Below are 18,502 nucleotides of genomic sequence, written 5' to 3' on the forward strand. Positions count from 1 at the left end.
CAACAGCAACACGCAAAACAAGTCGGGCACCCTGCCTACTCCAGCGTCACACCCGCGGCCTTGCCCACGCGCGCCCACTTGGCGATGTCGGCCTTCTGGAAGGCCGACAACTGCTGCGGGGTGCCACCGACCACCTTGACGCCCAGCTTGTCCAGGTGTGCCACCAATTCCGGATCCTTCAGGATACGGTTGATCTCGGTGTTCAGGCGTTGCACGATGGTCGCCGGCGTGCCGGCCGGAGCAAACACAGCCTGCCACTGCTCGGCCTCGAAATCGGGCACGCCCGCCTCGGCCATGGTCGGCACCGCCGGCAAGCTGGCCACGCGCGCCTTGGTAGCCACGCCGAGCGCGCGCAGCTTGCCACCCTGCACATGCGGCAAGATGGGCGCGGTGGGCGCAAACATAAAGTCCACGTGGCCGGCCATCACATCCTGGATGGCGGGGACGTCTCCCTTGTAGGGCACGTGGGTCATGTCAACCTTGCACTCCTCTTTGAGCAGTTCGCCGGACATCTGCAGGATGGTGCCGCTGCCGCCCGAGGCAAAGGTGACGGCGCCGGGCTTTGCTTTGGCGGCAGCCAGCAGCGCCTGCACGTTGCGGTACGGGCTGTTGGGGCCGACGATCAGCACGCTGGGGATAGTGCCGATCATCACCACGGGCTCGAAGGACTTGATGGCGTCATAGGGCAACTTCGGATTGAGCGCCGGGTTGATCGCGTGCGACGCGGTGGACGCGCCCAGCAACGTGTAACCGTCGGCCGGCGCGCGTGCCACGAAGGCTGAGCCGATGGCGCCAGTGGCGCCGGGTCGGTTCTCCACCACCACGGTGGTGTGCAGCGCCTGGCCAAGCTTCTGCGCGATCAGGCGCGCCAGGATGTCGGTGGTGCCACCGGCCGGATAAGGCACGACATAAGTGATCACCCGACTGGGCCAGTCAGACTGCGCCGAGACACTCGCCGTGACGCACGCCAGCAGGGGAATGCAGAGCGTGATAAACAATTGCCTGATTTTCATTGGAACGGTCTCCTTGGATTGCTGTTATCTGACATCGGCATCAGGGGCCAAAGCCGTAGAGTCTTCGGGGGTTATCGGCAAGAACTTGCTTGGCCAGTGCATCGTCGCCACACCATTGCCGGAAGAGCGACATCAGCTCGCCGTCATCTGCTGGCGAGCGGCCCTTGGCAATGATTGTTGGGTGTGGCCAGTCCGATCCCCAGACCATCTGGCCGGGTGCGCATTCGAGATAGCGACGCGCAAGCGAAGCGACGTCGCCGTATAGTGGTGGTCCTTCCCTGGACTCAATGTAAGGACCAGACAGCTTCACCCAAGCCCTGCCCTCACCCAACAGGCTTGCAATGACCTCGAACGCAGGTTCGAACTCGGCCCCGCCGAATGGCAAGTGCCCGTAGTGGTCAAATACGATGCGAGCGGGCAAGGTCTTCAACAGTGGTTGCATGTGCGGCAACCACGCGGCAGGCGCATTGAGTTGAATGTGCCAGCCCAGAGGCGCGACACGCGCAGCAAGCGGTGCAAGCATCTCCATGTCTACTGGACCGGGCATCGTGAGGTTGAACCTGATGCCTCGAATGCCGGATGCATGCAGGCTTTCGAGCTCCCTCTCGGTAATGGAGGTGTCCACCACCGCGACGCCACGGGCCTCCACGCCCAACTCTCGCAGGGCAGCCAATGTGGGCCTGTTGTCCGTGCCATAGGTGGACGGCGTGACCACTACGGCTCGGGTGGTTCCCATCGCCCCCTGCACCGCCCGGTAGTCCGGGACGAGCGCATCTGGTGGTCGCAGCGTTGCAGTCCCTGCAGCCGGATAGCGGCTATCGTAGACGTGCATATGGCAATCGCAAGCGTTCGCAATGAAGGGATGGCCAAGGGCTCTCATCTAATGTTCTCCGAACCAAGCTCGCGTGAAACACCGCGGTGCCTGGACGATTTTTCCGATCGCGATGCCCAGCATCTTGCCAGCACGGCTCATCCAGCGTTGTGTCGCGTCGGCTCTCCGTCCCGCCGCCACAGCGGCATGCCCGCCACATCCATCTCTATGCGCAGGATGTCTCCCGCCGTGGAGTCTGTCGCAAATAACGTCTTGCCGGCGGGGCCGCCAAAGGCGAGATTGGTCAGCGAATGCCCGGCGGGGCCGCGCAGCACCTGCACCGGCTCAGCGCGATGGCTGAGCACCCACACGTAGGCCAGTCCGGGGTTCGCCACCAGCAGCCGGCCCGATACATCCATGGCCAACCCGTCAGGGCCACTCGGTCCATAGGAGGTGAAGAACTGCCCGGTCTTGGACACGCCGCCATCGGCGAGGATGGGCATGCGCCAGACGCAATTTCCCCGCGTCACCGCGACGAACAGGAATTTCTCATCGGGTGACAGCACGATACCGTTCGGGCTGGGCACATTGGAGAGCAGCAGTTCCAGCCGCCCGTCCACGCTCAGCCGGTAGACGCGTCCGGTCGGGTCGTGCAGTCCGGTCTGCCCCTGGTCGGTGAAATAGATGTTGCCCTGCGAATCCAGCGTAAGGTCGTTGACTCCCTTGAAGCTCTCCGTGTTGCGGCGGTCCAGGTACGGCTTTGCACTGCCGACGCGTACATCGACAAGCATCAGGCCACGGCGGTAGTCCGTTACCAGCAGTTCGTTCGCGTTGAGGAACTTCATGCCGTTGGGCTCGCCGTCCCACTGCGCCACCACGTTCCACTCGCCTGCCGGGTCGATGCGCAAGACGCGCCCATTGGGTATATCGCCGACATAGAGGTTGCCCTCCCGGTCGAATACAGGCCCCTCCAGAAAGCAGTCGATTTCGCGTCCGCCCTGGTTGGCATCCGCCCAGGCCGTTCGCCTGCGTTGGCGATAACGCGCCGGCATGCTGGTAAACACGTCGAACTCTCGGACTTCCGGGGTATTCAGCAGGAACATGGCAATTTGGCTGTGCGCAGTGAATGGATAAGGATTGTCAGTATTTGCCGCTGGCTAGCGGTGCAGCCGCCCGCACTGCGTCAATCAGCCGTGAAACCCAACGCCTGGGCGATCTGGCTATATCCTGCCACCTCGCGGTCGATCCGCGCGGCAAACCCCTCGCCACACAGAGCCGCGGGCTCTAGCCCCAGCGAGCGCAGCCGTTGCGTCGTGCCTGACGCAGCCAGGTAGGCCTGCACCTCGCGCTGGACCAGGCGCACATACGCTGGCACGACTTGCATGTCGGACTTGTGTTGCCGGTACTTGCCGGTGCTCATTGCGGTGCTCATTGCTTTTCAAACGCCGTGTTGGCAGCGATCTTGCCCCAGAACGCCGTGCGTTCTGAAAGCTGCCGGGCGAACGCTGCGGCATCCCAATAGCCCGGGTCCGCGCCAATGCCTTCGGCAAAGGTCTTCATGTCCTGCGACGCCATGGCAGTGGCCACTTCCTTTTGCAGGCGATCCGTCACCGCCGCCGGCGTGCCGCGGGGCGCCCAGAGGCCGGTGAAGTTGACCACGCCATAGCCCTTGACGCCCGCCTCGGCAAATGTAGGCACGTTGGGCAAGGCGGGCAGACGCTTGTCGCCGCTGACTGCCAGCAGCCGCAGGCTGCCGCCCTTGACCTGCCCGATGACCCCGGGCGTAGAAGCGATCTGGTAGTCAATGGTGCCGCCAAGCAGCGCCAGCGTGGCCTCGCCCGCACCCTTGAATGGAACGTGCATGAAGTGAGCGCCCGTCGCCATGCCCAGTGCCTCGCTGGCGAAGTGCGGCGTGGTGCCAGCGCCGCCGGAACCATAGCTAACCTTGCCGTCGCCCGCGCGAGCGGCCGCCACCAGATCGCCCATGGTCTTGAACTTGCTGTCCGCTTTGACCGCAACAGCCATTGGAGCAAACACGAAGGCCGCCACCGGTTGCAGGTCCGTCGCATAGTCGAACGGCAGCTTCTTGAAGATATGCGGCAGCAGCGAGAACGTGGTGTCGTTGGCAAGCAGCGTATAACCATCGGCCGGGGCGTGCACCACTTGCGAGATACCGATGGTACCGGTGGCGCCCGCCTTGTTCTCGACGAAGAAACTCCGGCCTGTCTGCTCCGTAAGCCGCTGCGCCATCTTGCGGGTGACAGCATCCACGGCGCCGCCCGGGGGATAGGGCACGATGATCCTCACTGGCTTGGCGGGCCATGTCTGTGCGTGCACGGACATGGCGATCCACGCAAGCGCGCCCAGTGCGCCGCGGCAAAGGGCCAAGACTAAGGGTGATCTGGTTGTCATTGTTTGTCTCCAACTATTTTCTTGGGGTAATCGCGCGTTCGTGTGCGTGTGCACGCCACGCGTCGCCCTACGATGGCTAGCACCCCTCTCCCCGGTGGGGAGAGGGGGCGAAAGACCTCAGGCACTTCAAACGATTTGGGCGCATCCGGTCAGCTTCGGGCTGCGCTGCAGGCAGTTTCGTTGCGCCTTAGCCGGCTTTGGCCAGCACCGGGGCCTCAGCACGCGCCAGCACACCCAGCGTGTTCCGCGCCGCCGCCACGCCCATGTTCACGTACGCGGTGCTGGTCACGCCGCCAATGTGCGGACTGAGAAGAAAGCCAGGCTGGCCGTGAAAGATATGCGGCACCGTCATCGGTTCGACCGCGAAGCTGTCCAGCCCCGCCATGGCAACCTGGCCCGAGCGCACGGCTGCCAGCAATGCTGGTTCATCGACCAAGCCGCCCCGCGCCGTATTGACCAGGATTACGCCCTTCCTGCAGCGCGCCAGCGTTTGCGCGTTGATCAGTTGCCGGTTCTCGGCGGTCAGCGGGCAGTGCAGTGAAATCACGTCCGACGCTTTCCAGATCGTTTCCAGGTTCACGGGCTCGATATAGTCCGGCAGTTCCTTGGCAAACGGATCGAAGCCGATCACGCGCATGCCCATGGCATCGCACATCCTGGCAAAGCGCTGGCCGATGGCGCCCAGGCCAATCAGGCCGATAGTGGCACCTGCCAGCTCAACGCTCTTGTGCGTGGCCTTGTCCCAGTGCCCGGCATGCATACGCGCATTGAGCAGCACCACAGATTTGGCGCAGCCCAGCAGCAGTGCCAGGGCCTGCTCGGCCACCGCGGCGGCATTCGCACCGACGGCGGATGTCACCTCGATGCCGCGTTGTGCCGCGGCGGCCTTGTCGATGGTGTCGGTGCCGCTCCCGTGCTTGGAGATGACCTTCAGCGCAGGCGCCGCGTCCATGATTTCCGGCGTCACCGCGCCGTAGCGCACGATGATGCCGACCGGGTTGTGGCGCTGAGCCAACGCCACAAGGTCGGCGGCCTGGGGCGTCTTGCCGGCGTAGACGATCTCAAAATCGCCGAGCAATGCCTCGGCTTGTGGCGCGAGGTCGGCTGCGGTGACGAGGATGGCTGGCTTGTTGCTCACAGCGTCTCCCCTTCTTTCAACACGCCTGCGGTGATGAGCGAGGCAACCAGCCACGGCGCGTTGGTCTTGCCTTCCTTGATCTGCGCGATGCGCCGGGCTTCCGCGGCTTCCTTGTGCTCGGCGAGCGGCAGCAGCGACGCGATCTTTTCACGCTCGACCACCACCAGGCCGTCGGCGTCGCCGCAGATGAAGTCGCCAGGGTTGACCGTGACGCCACCGACCGAGACCGGGTGGCCGATGCGCCCGCCCACTTCCTTGGTCGGGCCGTTGGGGTTGGTGCCCACCGAGAACACCGGGTAATCCATCTCGTCGATTTCCAGGCTGTCGCGCACCGCGCCGTCGATCACCACGCCGGCGATGCCGCGCTGGCGGCATGCATTCATCATGATGGTGCCCATCAGCGCGCTGCTCTGGTCACCCTTGCCGTCGATCACCAGCACGTCGCCGGGCTGGGCCAGCGCCATCGCGGCGTGGATCATCAGGTTGTCGCCGGGGCGTACTTCCACAGTAAAAGCGGTGCCCGCCAGCTTCATGTGCGGCCGCAGGGCGCGGATGCGGCCATGCAGCGCGCCACGGCGGCCTGCCACGTCGGCCAGGATGGCCGGTTGGAATTTAGCGGCCTGGGCGACGATGTCGGCGGGCACGCGGTCGAAGGATTTGATAATGTTGGGCAAGCTCATGGCATGACTCCTGGGACGTTGGGGACGAGAGATTCGTTGAGGCGGCGAGCGATGGCGGCGATGCGTGGGACAGCGAGGATCAATCCACCTGCGCGCCAGATGCCTTGACGGCGGTCGACCAGCGGATCGTGTCTTTCTTCATCAGCGCGCCGAACTGCTCGGGCGTACCGCCCAATACATCGGCCCCCTGATCGCTCAGCTTCTTCTTCAGGTCAGGCACCTGCAATGCCTTGTTGAACTCGGTATTCAGGCGCACCACGATGTCCTTGGGCGTAGCGGCGGGCGCCACAAATCCAAACCAGGTCACGGCCTCGAAGCCGCTGTAGCCGGATTCGGCAATGGTGGGCACATTGGGCAAGTCGGGCATGCGCTTGGCCGACGTCACGGCCAGGGGGCGCATCTTGCCGTTGCGGATGTGGCCGATCAGCGTCGGCACCGACGACAGGTAGAGCTGAACCTGGCCGCCGATCAGGTCGTTGACGGCCTGGGCCGCACCCTTGTATGGCACGTGGGTGAGCTTGATCCCCGCCGTTTTCTGGAACAACTCGCTGGTCAGGTGCGCCACCGTGCCGTTGCCGGGGGAAGCCACATTGATGCTGCCGGGCTTGGCCTTGCTGGCCGCCACCACATCCGCCAGCGTCTTGTAAGGCGACTCCATCGTGGTCACCAGCACCAGCGGTGCGCTGGCCACCAGGCTCACGGGAGTCAGGTCCTTCGCCACGTCGTAGGGCAGCTTGCGGTAGAGCGTGGGGTTGATCGCCAAGTTGCTGGTCTGGCCCAACACGATGGTGTAGCCATCGCCGCTGGCCTTGGCAGCGGCGTCCACGCCGAGGTTACCGCCCGAGCCCGGCTTGTTGTCCACCACGAAGCGCCAGCCCATGGCCATCGCCACCTTGTTGGTCACCTCGCGGGCAATGATGTCCGTGCCGCCACCGGCCGGGAACGGCACGATCACGCGAATGGGCTTGGTGGGATAGGTATCGGCCAGGGCCGGGAAAGCGAGGGCGCAAAGGATGGCGGTCATCAGACCGCGGTACGGCAGTTTCATTGCATGTCTCCGAAGAATCTCGTTATTTGTTGGAACGGATTCTGGTCGCTTGTTGCGACAGGTACAATATCGTTTCGTCTAATGCAACCCATTCCATACCATGGACTCATCGACTCCCCTGGCCGCCGGCGACGTGGCTGAAGATGCTGGCGGCGGCGTGATCGCGGTACGCCGGGCGCTGCGCGTCCTGGAAGCCTTTGGCGTAAGTGACGCACAACTCACCCTGGCCGAACTCAGCCGCCGCACGGGTTTCCACAAGACGACGGTCCTGCGCCTAGCGCGTACGCTGGCGACAGACAACTACCTTGTGCAAAAGGAAGATGGCAGTTGGCGCCTGGGACGCGCCGCCGGCTGGCTGGGCGCGTGCTACCAGGCCACTTTCAACGTGTATGAGGTGGTGGAGCCGGTGCTGCGGGAGCTGACGATCAGGACGGGCGAAAGCGCCTCTTTCTATGTGCGCGAAGGCGAACAGCGCACGTGCCTGGTGCGCGTGGAAGGCCCGCAAGCCATCCGGCACCACGTGCGCATCGGAGCCGCGCTACCGCTGGACAGTGGCGCACCGGGGCGGGTCATCCTGGCGTTCTCCGGGGAGCCCGGGGAGCCTTACGAATCGATCCGGCGGCGCGGCTACCACCTCTCCATGGGCGAGCGCGAACCGGAAGTCTCCAGCGTGGCGGCCCCGGTATTCGGCTTACATTGGAAGTTGCTCGGGTCTGCCTGCATCTCCGGCCCTACCTCGCGCCTGACCGAGGAAAAACTACTCGCGCTGGCACAGACCGTCATGGACGCGGCCAACCAGCTTTCCTACGAGATGGCGGGGAGCCGCCGACCTGCGGCTGCTTTGCCGGTCAGTCCTTCGACCTGGCATCCTTGACAGGCGCGCCATCGAGCAAGCGCAAAGCGTTCTCGGCGTGCCCCGCCGACCCGCCAGATCAACGAAATATCACGGCCTGCAGATAGCTCGCGGTACGACTGTCCACGGCGAGCGCCACCGTCTGCGGAACGCCACTCACAACGATCCTTCCGCCGCCTTCCCCCGCACCCGGGCCGATGTCGAGGATCCAGTCGCTTTGCGCCGCGACACGCATGTCGTGCTCGACCAGCACCACGGTATTGCCGGCATCGACGAGCCCATGCAGATGCACCATCAGGCGATCGGTGTCGGCTGGATGCAGACCGGTCGTCGGCTCGTCGAGGATGTAGAGCGTATCGCCGCGTTGCGCACGCTGTAGCTCGGTCGCAAGTTTGATGCGTTGCGCTTCGCCTCCAGAGAGCTCGGTGGCCGGCTGACCAAGCCGTAGATAGCCGAGGCCGATATTACGGAGCACAGTCAGTGAGCGCATCACCTGCGCCTCGTCGACGAAGAAGTCGCATGCGGTGTCCACGGTCATCGCCAGCACCTCGGCAATATTGCGCTCGCGCCAGCGAATCTCGAGCGTCTGCGGGTTGTAGCGGCTGCCCTGACAGGTCGAGCAGGGCGCGTAGACGCTGGGCAAAAACAGCAGCTCGACCATCACGAAGCCTTCGCCCTCGCACGTCGGACATCGCCCCTGCGCGACGTTGAACGAGAACCGGCCGGCGCTGTAGCGATGCTTGCGTGCAGCGGGAGTCGCCGCGAACAGCTTGCGCACAGCGTCGAACAAACCGCAATAGGTCGCAAGATTCGAGCGCGGCGTACGGCCAATCGGCTTCTGGTCGACGCGCACGAGACGTTTGATCTTGTCCATGCCGGCTGTGATCCGCCCGTCGGTCGTGACGGGCGGGGCGGCAAAGAGCGGGTCGACTTCGTCGTCTTCGGCAAGATCGGCTGCGCGCCCGAGATGTTCCGCCACAAGCTCCGTCAGCGCCTGGCTCACGAGGCTGGACTTGCCCGATCCCGAGATGCCCGTTACCGTGGTCAGGCAACCCAGTGGAAAATCCGCAGCAAGATTATGCAGATTGTTGCGCGTCACGTCTTCGAGCCGCAGCCAGCCGCGGGGCTCGCGGCGCGCACGAGTCGCAGCCTCGCTCGCCTGCGTCTCTAGCTCGCCCTGCGCAAACAGGTAGCGGCGTGTGCGCGAGCTTTCGACATCTGCAAGGCCAGCGGGCGGTCCGCTGTAGATCACACGTCCGCCCGCCTCGCCGGCATCCGGGCCCACGTCGACGAGCCAGTCGGCGCGCCGCATCACGCCAATGTCGTGCTCGACCACGAACAGCGAATTGCCCGCAGCCTTCAGGCGCTGTAAAGCTTCGAGCAACGCATCGCCGTCCGCGGGATGCAGTCCGGCAGACGGCTCGTCGAGCACGTAAATAACGCCGAATAGCTGTGACGACAACTGCGTCGCGAGCCGCAGCCGTTGCAGTTCTCCGGAGGACAGCGTTGGTGTCGCACGGTCCAGCGCAAGATAGCCAAGACCGAGGTCGATCAAGGTGTTCAGACGTTCGAGCAGCTCGATAGCGAGCCGCTGCGCTGCCACACGTTTCTCGTCGGACAGGTTAGGCGTACGGCGCACGTCAGGCGCCCCCTGGTGAGCCTGTCCGCCGGCCGCGACACGTCCGGCGGTCGCCTTGCGCCGACTGTTCCTGTCGAGAATCGCGCCGTCGGGAGATGTGCTGGAAGACGGCCACTGGCCGCGCGAGACGGGTTCGAGCAACGCGGCGAGCCGAGCGATGGGGAGTTGTGACAGCTCGCCGATATCCATACCGGCGAATGTCACCGAGAGAGCTTCCGCCTTCAGACGCTTACCATGACACGACGGACATTCGCCGCCGATCATGAACTGCGACACGCGTTTCTTCATCAACGCGCTCTGCGTATTTGCGAAGGTGTGCAACACGTACCGGCGCGCGCCGGTGAACGTGCCCTGGTAGCTGGGCTCTGCCTTGCGCCTGAGGGCGGCGCGCGTCTCCTTCGGCGTCAAGCCGGCATAGACCGGCACCGTTGGCTGTTCGTCGGTAAACAGAATCCAGTCGCGGTCTTTCTTAGGCAGATCGCGCCACGGCGTGTCGACGTCGTAACCGAGCGTGACGAGTATGTCGCGCAGATTCTGGCCGTGCCAAGCGGGCGGCCATGCCGCGATCGCGCGCTGGCGAATCGTGAGCGAGTCGTCGGGCACCAGCGAGCGTTCGGTCACGCTATATACGCGGCCGAGCCCGTGGCAGGTCGGGCAGGCGCCCTGTACCGTATTCGGCGAGAAGTCCTCCGCATACAGCATTGGCTGCTTCGGCGGGTAGCTGCCGGTTCGCGAGTACATCATCCGCACGAGGCTCGACAGCGTCGTCACGCTGCCCACTGACGAACGCGCGCTCGGCGTGCCGCGCTGCTGCTGCAAGGCGACCGCCGGCGGCAGGCCTTCGATCGCATCGACGTCGGGCGCGCCGACCTGCTCGATCAGCCGCCGCGCGTAGGGCGCGACCGACTCGAAATAACGCCGCTGCGCTTCCGCGTAAAGCGTGCCGAACGCGAGCGACGACTTGCCGGAACCGGACACGCCGGTAAACACCACCAACGCATCGCGGGGAATGTCGACGTCGACATTCTTCAGGTTGTGCTCCCGTGCGCCGCGAACCTGGACGAAGCCGCGTGGCGCGAGCGTGGGCGACTCAGGGTGATCAACAGGATGCTTGACAGTCGAGGACCGTGGGGGCTTGGTCATGGCAGCAGGGATAGGTGCGGGGGTGACGGTCTTGAACGTGGTCGCAAGCCGCGCGCCGCCGGATCCCACCGTACGGGGGCGAGCTAGCGATCCGACTCCTTACTCTACTGGATTTTCAGGCGCAAGCGCTTGGGTCAGCGAAATGGCTCTCTGGTGATTTCGACCGCGCTACCGTGAAGCTACTTACTCGTGCATTGCCTACGCAACGAGCATCATGTTCCGGAATCCGCGACGTTCTTCGTTCTCAACCGTGCATCCCGGCCGGTGAATCGTTAAGCTCGTGCACGACAATACGCGCCTTGCCTGCGACTTTCGCACGATACATTGCGGCGTCCGCGGCGCGTAACAGGGCTTCGCCGCTCAATGACGCTGCCTGGTTGTGCGGTAGCACGCCGATACTCGCCGATAACTGGACGACGTTTGCCCCGAACCTGATGGGCTGGCTCAGTGTCCGCAGGATTGCGCTTGCAATTTTCTCCAGTGCAACACGATCGATCGCAGGGCCGGTCAGCAGCAACGTGAACTCATCCCCTGCATGCCGCGCAACCAGGTCCCCGCCACGTACGCAGCGGCTGATCCGGCGCGCGGCTTCAACAAGGACTTCGTCGCCGCACTGATGCCCGTATGTATCGTTGACAGCCTTGAAGCCATCCAGGTCGATAAACATGATGGCAGCCACACCGTCGCCGCTTGCTGCGCATGCCTCATCCAGCCTCTCGAGGAACGAGCGTCTGTTAGGCAGGCCGGTCAGCGCGTCGTGGAACGCCTGGTGCCGCAGGCGATCGAGCAATGCCGTTCGCTCAGTCACATCCTGCACCAGCAGGTAGTATCCATCAGCCGCCTGATCGTGGACCCGACGCGGCACCAGCACACCACGCAGGACACGTCGACTCCCGTTAAGCGTCGCTCCAACCTCGTACTCGACCCTTTCGCCGCTGAGCACGCGTTGGACGTACGGCTCGATGGCAGCAGCATAGTCAGCGTCGAGAACCTCATGGGTGAGCCGCCCCACGATCTCCTCCGGGTCCAACCCCAGCCACTCGCGATAGGTTGAGTTGGCGAACCGAAAACGTCGCTCACTGTCGACGTAAGCGACCAGCACCGGCAGATTGTCAGCAATGGCGCGCAAATCTACCCGCGTGTCTCCCAATTGCCGCTCGGCGGTCGTCAGTTGCTCGCGCGCCCTGCGCAGAACCTCCGAGGCCTCATGCGCTCCCCGATGCAACGCAGCCTCCCGCGCATCGCGCACGGCTTTTTCCCGTTGCTCCGCCTGGGTATCGTGAATGACAAACAGCCAGCCTCCGTCGTGGGTTGACGTCGTCTGCTTCAGTGCCACCTGCACTCGCGCTGGCTTACTTTGCTTGTTGCGCAACCGGAACGTTACGTCGAGCGTCCGGACTTCGACCCCGCGGCCACGATTGAGTGCCTGCACGGCCTGTTCAAGGTTGGTCCGGTCGCTCGCATCCAGCAGATCGAGGATGTTCGTTTTCGTCAGCGGAGCGCGCGAGTGCGCGAAGAATTTCACGCAGGCATCATTCATGTGCCGCCACTCCCAGTCCCTTCCGATATGCGCGATAGCGACCGGCGTTCGATGGAACGTCTCGACGTAAAGCGCATGCTGGGCTTGAAGTCGGTCGATCGCGTGAAGCACCTCCAAACGATCAGAGCTGTCCAGCTTGCGCAGGCCAACTTCGTGCTCGATCATTTGCCCCAAGTCTACTAGCATCTGACGTTGCTGGCGCCTGAAGCGCCGCGGCAACGCGTGCATCACACATAGCATACCGATGGGTCTGCCGCACGGCAGACGCAGCGCAATGCCTGCGAAAAAGCGGAACCGCAATTCGCTGGTTGCCAGTGGTCCTTGCGCAAGCTCCGCATCGGACAGCGCATCCCTGACGACGAACGGTTCCTCGCATTGGAGCGTCCGGCTATAGTACGTCTGCACATGGAATACGACGTCCCGTTCGCACCCGCTTGCGCCTATGACTTCTGGCTGGCCCAGTCTGTCGAGACATACGACGGATATTGGTAGATTCAGCGCGCGCGCGGCGACCCGGGTCACGCGCTCATAGTACCGATCATAATTGCTTTCTGGTGGCATGGTGGCGCTGGCTGGTTATCGTTGTTGTTGCTGCTGCTGCGCATCCATGATGCTTTCGTCATTCACGCTCCATGCTCCGTTCCGGTCAGATTGTGTAGCGCACTTATCGACGTCCTCGCCGATCACGTCACACTAAAGCTATTCCACCGCCGGAAGGTGCAGCGTAACGGTCGTGCCCTTGCCTGCTTCGCTCTCAAGAGAAATATGGCCGCGATGTAGCAGCACAATCTCACGCACGAGGGCAAGGCCCAGACCATCGCCGGCCGACCCGTGCTGCAGCTTGCGTCGGAAAAATTTGTCGAACACCAGCCTGAGTTCATCAGCTTTGATCCCCATGCCTCGATCGGTCACTTTCAGCACGGCGTTGCGGCGTTCGACCAACGCGCTAGCAACCGAGATGTTGACCTCTCTCCCAAGCCCGTACTTCACGGCATTCTCCAGCAAATGGCGTATCACGCTGGCGAGGGAGGCGGCGTCACCCATCACGAAGACAGGCTCTCTCGCTGACTCCAGCGTCACCCGGCTATCGTCCGCGAACCCTGCCTCAGCCACGTCTCGCACGAGCCTTGCGAGATCCACCCGATGAAACGTCATCTCGGATGCGCCTAGTGTTTCCAGGCGCATCAGTTGAAGGTGATTCGAAACGAACTGGCTGATGCGCTGGGCTTGCGAACGAATCGTGCGATAGATGCCAAGGCGTTCTTCCGGGGGGATCAGATCGGCGGCGAGGAGGTCGGCATATCCGACGACGTTTGCGATGGGTATCTTGATTTCAGCTTCTGCGGTAGCAATGAAATGCGATTTGGCCCGTTCCTCGCGCCGCATTTCGCTTACGTCCCAGACAGCCACCACACAGCCAGCGCCGTCGCTGGTATGCACAACACGTATGGCGTAGCTGGATGAATCCGCTATATCGAACTCGATAACACCGCTAAATTCGTGCGAGACTGCGGCACAGTCGATCTTTGCAAGTAGTTCGGACGGGGTGACTGAGTCCCGCGTGGGACGTCGACCTCGATACAGAAGGTCAACGAACCGTTGTGGCGTGGCGCCGCGCAAGTCCCCGGGCGAAACGCCCAGGGCGTCGCACAGCCCGCCGTTGGCGTCTTCCACGTGGCGATCCTTATCGAATATGGCAACGCCGTCCGGCGAGGCAAAGAACAGCGCATGCAGGTGCTGGTTCCTTTCTCGTAGCCGGCGACTGACCACCGCCGCGCGATCCGCCAGCTTCGCCATCCTCTCGATTGACTTGGCCTGGCGCATCTGGACGAAGATGATCAGCGCAGATAGGAAGCTTGCAATGCAAGCGACGAGGAGCAGCCTGGCGCGGTACATTGATAGTGCTTCATGGAGGTCGTAGCCGATCACGACCGCCAAGTTTCCTCTCGACAGCCGATGTACGCCATAAATGCGCTCGACATCGTCCAGTGGGCTCTTCTCCACCACTTCGGCGTGGGCCGCGGCAGCTACGGCTCGCCGGGCCGCAGAGCTCGCCGGCAGCGGTTGCCCAGGGTCGGAAGCCGCCCCGCTCCAACGCACCCGGTAGATGAAATCATTGGTGCCCAGCAGACCGATTGCACCCCGGCTGCCCAAATAGATGCTCTTGTAGATGCTCGTCAGGGAGAGTGGGTCAAGCGACACCACGACGACCCCCATGAAACGGCCGGTCGGCCCCACGATTCCCTTGGAAAGCTGAACTACCCAGCGACCTGAACTGCGCCCCCGCAGCGGCTTGCTGACCAACAATGTTGGCCCGGGATTGTCGGCGTGTATGCGCAAAAGCTCGCTATCGCCTAGGTCAAGCGCTTCGAATGTCGGATTGGTCGATGCCCTGAGGACGCCACTTTCATCCAGAATCGCGGTTTGAAGGAAGGGTTCGGCACCGAGATGACCGTTGCGGGTCCATTCGGCAAGCGGCAAGTCCGGCCCCCGTTCGATGACGGCGCCGCCTAGCAGGGAGGTCAGTTGGTCCGCCTCCATCAATGTGCGCTCGACGTGCTGGCCGAGGGTATAGGCAAGCCGGTCGGCATCAGCCTGGATCTTGCGTAGTTCGCTGCCTCTGTCCCATCCGGCCCAGAGCGCGAACCCCAGCCAGACCGACAGTACGAGCAGGAATGCCGAAATGCCCGGGGTGATGGTGCGCGCCGTGTCTTCGGCCGCTAGCGGCCTATATATCTCCAGACCCATGAATCCTAGCCACCCCAAAAAGATGAAATAAACGCGCCAGGAAACGGCGAGCGCCGTCCCCTGCCTCCGAACCCGGTGTGCGGTTTTCCCGCGACGGGCGCTCGAGTCCGTTGTTTGCACATCGGGATTGGCTCACCCACATAGCGCACGCGGTCCATGGCCAGCGCCCATTGCACCATCGGCGCCTTCACCCCCACCACGAAGGAGCGCGACCAGGCTGCCAGGTCGGCGCCATAGCGGCCACGGCCGGTGAGGATCGCGGCATCCTCGAGCCGCTGCATCGAGCGGCCGACGTGACGCTGGCGCGCGGCCGCGCCGGCCGCTGCGGATTCAAGGTGGATGGCCGCCGCTGCGGGCCGGCACGGGGAGATGCCACGCGGCACACGGCGAACACCCGCTACCGCTGTCTCCAGTGTCGCGCCGGTCATGCCGCCGGCATCGTTCTGCCTCATTCCTGACTCCGTTCTGCGCGTCGGCCCCGACAGGCGAATCCGCCGGGGACATGCAACGTCGAACAGGAGCTTAGTGAGATTACGGTATTAGTTCTAATATAGTTTTTTGATTACATTCATCACTTTTAATGATGGTATGCGGGCGGTCCTTAGTGGGCACATTCGGCCGCACGGCAAGCAAAATAAAAGGTTTTCCTCCGATATTGGCCGGGTCTTCCTGGAAATTTTTCGACAAAAAATCTGATATGAGCACCAAAATCTCACAGATTTTCTGATACCTAATCGATCACTTGAATGGTCTTGAGTGGCGCGTCGCAGTCGTCGAGCGACGAAATGCCGCGCACGAGCCCTGCTGGTGGCGTGCCGCGCACTCCCTCAAAGCACCTAGCAGATCCCACGCAGATCCCGCATCACCCACGCCTGCTAGCCGTCCTTGTCGCCCCCCCGGTGCCGCCATTCACGCTGCTGCGTGCAACTGTCAGCTTTTGTCAGCTTTGGCGCCATGGTTTCCTCTACGCTGAGCGTTCCGATCGGCGGGCCGCCGTCCCCAACCTTGCTCTTAGCCGTCAGTTGCTACCCACGGGCTCTGTCTATCATCGGATGCACAACCCTGCTTCAGGCAACATGAACACCGAGACTAAAAAAACACATTTCTATTGGTAATTTCAAAATGCGGAGCGGAGAAATCCTACGAGAAATGGCGCGTGGCGCCCGTCTACAGATCGTCAGGAACCCTTGGGGTTCCATTACGTCCGTGGTCTTCCTTCTCAGTGCAGATTCAATTGAAAAAGACATAATTCACTGGTGGCAAATTAACAGACTGATAGACAAGAGGCTGCTTGCCTACAATGCAAATGAACCAGCAGCGTCCACTGAACTAGTTTTGACAAACTCAGTGCGCAAGCTAGCCCAAATGACCAACTCAGCCAGAGCCGGAGAGCGGTAAAAATTTCACCGACAACACCTTCCGACCGGCGGCCACATCAGATGGATCAAGCCTTTGCCGAGCGCCGGCCAGCTTCTGGCCGGGCTCCCGAGAGCTTATCTATCGTGCATTCTGAAGCGATCGCCTTTCAGGCGGCCCTGAAGCGCGCCGCCGGCACGCTGCGCGACAGGTTCGGCCCCAGCGCCGCGCGGGCGGTCTCGAAGGCGTGCCAGTCCGCTGCGTCCGGCAGCGACGGCAGCGTCACCACCTCGCCCTGGTCCAGCCCGGACAGGGCCGCGTCAACCAGGTCGTCCGCGCTCATCACCCAGTCCTGCGGCAGGCTCTCCACCGGCTGGCCGGCCACATCCCAGAACTCCGTACGGATCGCACCAGGCAGCACGGCCTGCACGCGCACGCCCTTGTCCGCCAGTTCATGCTGCAGCGATTGCGTAAAGGCCAGCACGAAGGCCTTCGACCCGCCGTAGACGCCGTTGAGCAATTCCGGGGCCACCGCCACGATCGAGGCGATGTTGATGATCGTCCCCTTGCCGCGCGCCACCAGGCCGTGCGCGGCGGCGTAGGTCAGTCGGGTCAGCGCGGTGACGTTGAGCGCGATCATCGCCGCCATCTTGTCGGCATCGGACTGGAGCAGCGGCCCCGCCGCGCCGATGCCCGCGTTGTTGACCAGCATGGTGATGCTGGCGTCGGTGCGCAGCAGTGTCTCCAGGCGGCGGACATCGGCATCGGCGCCGAGATCCGCGGTCACGATCTCCACGGAGCGTCCCGTCTCGCTGGTCAGGCGTTCTGCCAGCGTGGCCAGCCTGTCGCGGTTGCGGGCGACCACGATCAGGTCGTAGCCGCGCCGGGCGAGCCGGTCCGCGTAGACGGCGCCGATCCCTGAAGACGCGCCGGTAATCACGGCGGTGCCTTGATGCGAATGGATTCCCGAGGTTGCCGAGGTAACCGAGGTTGCTGTCAAGGTTGCTGTCGATGCGGTCATGTCCGTTCTCCGATTTCGGTGCTGCCGGCCCGTTGCCGGCCACCACGGAACGAAGATTAGGTGCATAATCCGATGGCAACAATGTCATAGATGCCACCTTTTATGCCATCTGTGGGAGTTCGCCATGCTGCGTATCGGAATCGTCCTTTATCCCGGCTTCCAGGTCATGAACCTGGGCGTCACCACAGTCCTTGAGTTCGCCAATCTCAACTCGGCCAAACCGCTCTACGCGGTCCACCTGCTGTCCGAGCAAGGCGGGCCGGTGCCAACCTCGGCAGGCTTCTGCGTTACCACGGAGGCATTCGACGACCGCGCGTTCGACACGCTGCTGGTGGTGGGCGACAACGATATCCAGCCGGCGTCACCCGGCCTGGTCGCCTTCCTGCAAAAGGCGGCGCGCGCCACACGACGCATCGGCGCCACCTGCACGGGCGCCTTCAACCTCGCCGAGGCTGGGCTGCTGGACGGCCGCCGGGCCACCACCCACTGGTTTTACGCCGCCCGGTTCCGGCGCACGTATCCCGCGGTCAGCGTCGAGGAGGACCGCATCTTCATCATCGACGGACCGGTCTGGACCTCCGCCGGCATGACCGCCTGCATCGACCTGGCCTTGGCGCTGGTCGAGAAAGACGCCGGCGCCGAAGCCGCGCGCACTGTCGCGCGCAAGCTCGTTGTCTATCACCGCCGTGCCGGCGGGCAATCGCAGTTCTCGGCGCTGCTCGAGCTTGAGCCCAAGTCCGATCGCATCCAGTCCGCGCTCGCCTTTGCCCGTCAGAACCTGCACGCCGAATTGTCCGTCGATCAACTGGCGCAAGCGGCACACCTTAGCCCGCGCCAGTTCAGCCGCTCCTTCCGCGAAGAAACGGGACAGACCCCGGCCAAGGCCGTGGAGCACCTGCGCATCGAGGCCGCACGGCTGATGATGGAGTCCGGGCGGCATCCGATCGATGTGGTGGCCAAGGAGACCGGCTTTGGCGACCGCGAGCGCATGCGGCGCGCGTTCCTGCGGGCGTTCGGGCAACCGCCGCAGGCGATCCGGCGCATGGCGCGCGGGGAAGAGGAGCCGATGGAGGCTTGAGTGCTGGTGCCCCGATCGGACG

14 protein-coding genes and 1 pseudogene are annotated in these 18,502 nt (G+C 63.5%); 2 read left to right on the forward strand and 13 right to left on the reverse strand.

Annotated features, from left to right (window positions below; genetic code table 11):
* Positions 1-35 precede the first annotated feature (35 nt).
* The 8 genes from AC1Q7Q_RS13745 to AC1Q7Q_RS13780 form a co-directional block, all read right to left on the reverse strand.
* The gene (locus tag AC1Q7Q_RS13745) at positions 36-1,013 is read right to left on the reverse strand and encodes a Bug family tripartite tricarboxylate transporter substrate binding protein (RefSeq protein ID WP_492375366.1); all 978 of its coding nucleotides are present in this window, start codon (positions 1,011-1,013) and stop codon (positions 36-38) included.
* Positions 1,014-1,053: 40 nt separating this feature from the next.
* Positions 1,054-1,893: an amidohydrolase family protein gene (locus tag AC1Q7Q_RS13750; protein WP_492375367.1), complete on the reverse strand. Its 840-nt coding sequence runs from the start codon at positions 1,891-1,893 to the stop codon at positions 1,054-1,056.
* Positions 1,894-1,982: 89 nt separating this feature from the next.
* On the reverse strand, positions 1,983-2,927 hold the full coding sequence (locus tag AC1Q7Q_RS13755; protein ID WP_492375368.1) for an SMP-30/gluconolactonase/LRE family protein: 945 nt from the start codon (positions 2,925-2,927) through the stop codon (positions 1,983-1,985).
* A gap of 80 nt (positions 2,928-3,007) precedes the next feature.
* Positions 3,008-3,256, reverse strand: a complete 249-nt coding sequence (locus AC1Q7Q_RS13760) for a hypothetical protein (RefSeq protein WP_492375369.1) — start codon at positions 3,254-3,256, stop codon at positions 3,008-3,010.
* Entirely contained in the window at positions 3,253-4,167 is a 915-nt protein-coding gene (locus AC1Q7Q_RS13765; RefSeq protein ID WP_253931491.1) for a Bug family tripartite tricarboxylate transporter substrate binding protein, read from the reverse strand. The genes AC1Q7Q_RS13760 and AC1Q7Q_RS13765 overlap by 4 nt, the downstream gene beginning before the upstream one ends.
* A 256-nt stretch (positions 4,168-4,423) precedes the next feature.
* Positions 4,424-5,374, reverse strand: a complete 951-nt coding sequence (locus AC1Q7Q_RS13770) for an NAD(P)-dependent oxidoreductase (protein WP_492375370.1) — start codon at positions 5,372-5,374, stop codon at positions 4,424-4,426.
* Entirely contained in the window at positions 5,371-6,054 is a 684-nt protein-coding gene (locus tag AC1Q7Q_RS13775) for an RraA family protein (RefSeq protein ID WP_416053202.1), read from the reverse strand. Before AC1Q7Q_RS13775 ends, AC1Q7Q_RS13770 begins: the two co-directional genes overlap by 4 nt.
* Before the next feature lie 79 nt (positions 6,055-6,133).
* A complete protein-coding gene (locus AC1Q7Q_RS13780) occupies positions 6,134-7,102 on the reverse strand; it encodes a Bug family tripartite tricarboxylate transporter substrate binding protein (RefSeq protein WP_492375371.1) in 969 nt (322 codons plus the stop codon).
* Between the two features lie 100 nt (positions 7,103-7,202).
* On the opposite strand from AC1Q7Q_RS13780, the gene AC1Q7Q_RS13785 reads away from it, so the two are divergent.
* Positions 7,203-7,976: an IclR family transcriptional regulator gene (locus AC1Q7Q_RS13785; protein ID WP_492375372.1), complete on the forward strand. Its 774-nt coding sequence runs from the start codon at positions 7,203-7,205 to the stop codon at positions 7,974-7,976.
* Between the two features lie 58 nt (positions 7,977-8,034).
* Here the strand turns inward: AC1Q7Q_RS13785 and AC1Q7Q_RS13790 are convergent, their stop codons facing one another.
* From AC1Q7Q_RS13790 to AC1Q7Q_RS13810, 5 genes and pseudogenes are all read right to left on the reverse strand, one after another.
* Positions 8,035-10,737, reverse strand: a complete 2,703-nt coding sequence (locus AC1Q7Q_RS13790) for an excinuclease ABC subunit UvrA (RefSeq protein WP_492375373.1) — start codon at positions 10,735-10,737, stop codon at positions 8,035-8,037.
* A 244-nt stretch (positions 10,738-10,981) separates the two neighbouring features.
* Positions 10,982-12,838 carry a diguanylate cyclase domain-containing protein gene (locus AC1Q7Q_RS13795; protein ID WP_492375374.1) on the reverse strand — a complete coding sequence of 619 codons (1,857 nt, stop codon included), beginning with the start codon at positions 12,836-12,838 and terminating at the stop codon, positions 10,982-10,984.
* Between the two features lie 138 nt (positions 12,839-12,976).
* Entirely contained in the window at positions 12,977-15,025 is a 2,049-nt protein-coding gene (locus AC1Q7Q_RS13800; RefSeq protein WP_492375375.1) for an ATP-binding protein, read from the reverse strand.
* Positions 15,026-15,123: 98 nt separating this feature from the next.
* Positions 15,124-15,366 (reverse strand): annotated as a pseudogene (locus tag AC1Q7Q_RS13805) (hypothetical protein); the annotation flags it as partial.
* 1,184 nt (positions 15,367-16,550) lie between these two features.
* Positions 16,551-17,402 carry an SDR family NAD(P)-dependent oxidoreductase gene (locus tag AC1Q7Q_RS13810; RefSeq protein WP_492375376.1) on the reverse strand — a complete coding sequence of 284 codons (852 nt, stop codon included), beginning with the start codon at positions 17,400-17,402 and terminating at the stop codon, positions 16,551-16,553.
* Between the two features lie 124 nt (positions 17,403-17,526).
* Between AC1Q7Q_RS13810 and AC1Q7Q_RS13815 the strand changes: the two genes are divergently transcribed.
* Positions 17,527-18,480: a GlxA family transcriptional regulator gene (locus AC1Q7Q_RS13815; RefSeq protein WP_492375377.1), complete on the forward strand. Its 954-nt coding sequence runs from the start codon at positions 17,527-17,529 to the stop codon at positions 18,478-18,480.
* The last annotated feature ends 22 nt before the right edge of the window (positions 18,481-18,502 follow it).

It is taken from the genome of Cupriavidus sp. GW823-FHT07A04 (assembly GCF_058794615.1).

Bases quoted from the DNA above. Each gene is read 5' to 3' on its own strand.
- AC1Q7Q_RS13745 (WP_492375366.1), bottom strand. From the start codon at position 1,013: ATGAAAATCAGGCAATTGTTTATCACGCTCTGCATTCCCCTGCTGGCG.
- AC1Q7Q_RS13750 (WP_492375367.1), bottom strand. From the start codon at position 1,893: ATGAGAGCCCTTGGCCATCCCTTCATTGCGAACGCTTGCGATTGCCAT.
- AC1Q7Q_RS13755 (WP_492375368.1), bottom strand. From the start codon at position 2,927: ATGTTCCTGCTGAATACCCCGGAAGTCCGAGAGTTCGACGTGTTTACC.
- AC1Q7Q_RS13760 (WP_492375369.1), bottom strand. From the start codon at position 3,256: ATGAGCACCGCAATGAGCACCGGCAAGTACCGGCAACACAAGTCCGAC.
- AC1Q7Q_RS13765 (WP_253931491.1), bottom strand. From the start codon at position 4,167: ATGTCCGTGCACGCACAGACATGGCCCGCCAAGCCAGTGAGGATCATC.
- AC1Q7Q_RS13775 (WP_416053202.1), bottom strand. From the start codon at position 6,054: ATGAGCTTGCCCAACATTATCAAATCCTTCGACCGCGTGCCCGCCGAC.
- AC1Q7Q_RS13780 (WP_492375371.1), bottom strand. From the start codon at position 7,102: ATGAAACTGCCGTACCGCGGTCTGATGACCGCCATCCTTTGCGCCCTC.
- AC1Q7Q_RS13785 (WP_492375372.1), top strand. From the start codon at position 7,203: ATGGACTCATCGACTCCCCTGGCCGCCGGCGACGTGGCTGAAGATGCT.
- AC1Q7Q_RS13790 (WP_492375373.1), bottom strand. From the start codon at position 10,737: ATGACCAAGCCCCCACGGTCCTCGACTGTCAAGCATCCTGTTGATCAC.
- AC1Q7Q_RS13795 (WP_492375374.1), bottom strand. From the start codon at position 12,838: ATGCCACCAGAAAGCAATTATGATCGGTACTATGAGCGCGTGACCCGG.
- AC1Q7Q_RS13800 (WP_492375375.1), bottom strand. From the start codon at position 15,025: ATGGGTCTGGAGATATATAGGCCGCTAGCGGCCGAAGACACGGCGCGC.
- AC1Q7Q_RS13810 (WP_492375376.1), bottom strand. From the start codon at position 17,402: ATGACCGCATCGACAGCAACCTTGACAGCAACCTCGGTTACCTCGGCA.
- AC1Q7Q_RS13815 (WP_492375377.1), top strand. From the start codon at position 17,527: ATGCTGCGTATCGGAATCGTCCTTTATCCCGGCTTCCAGGTCATGAAC.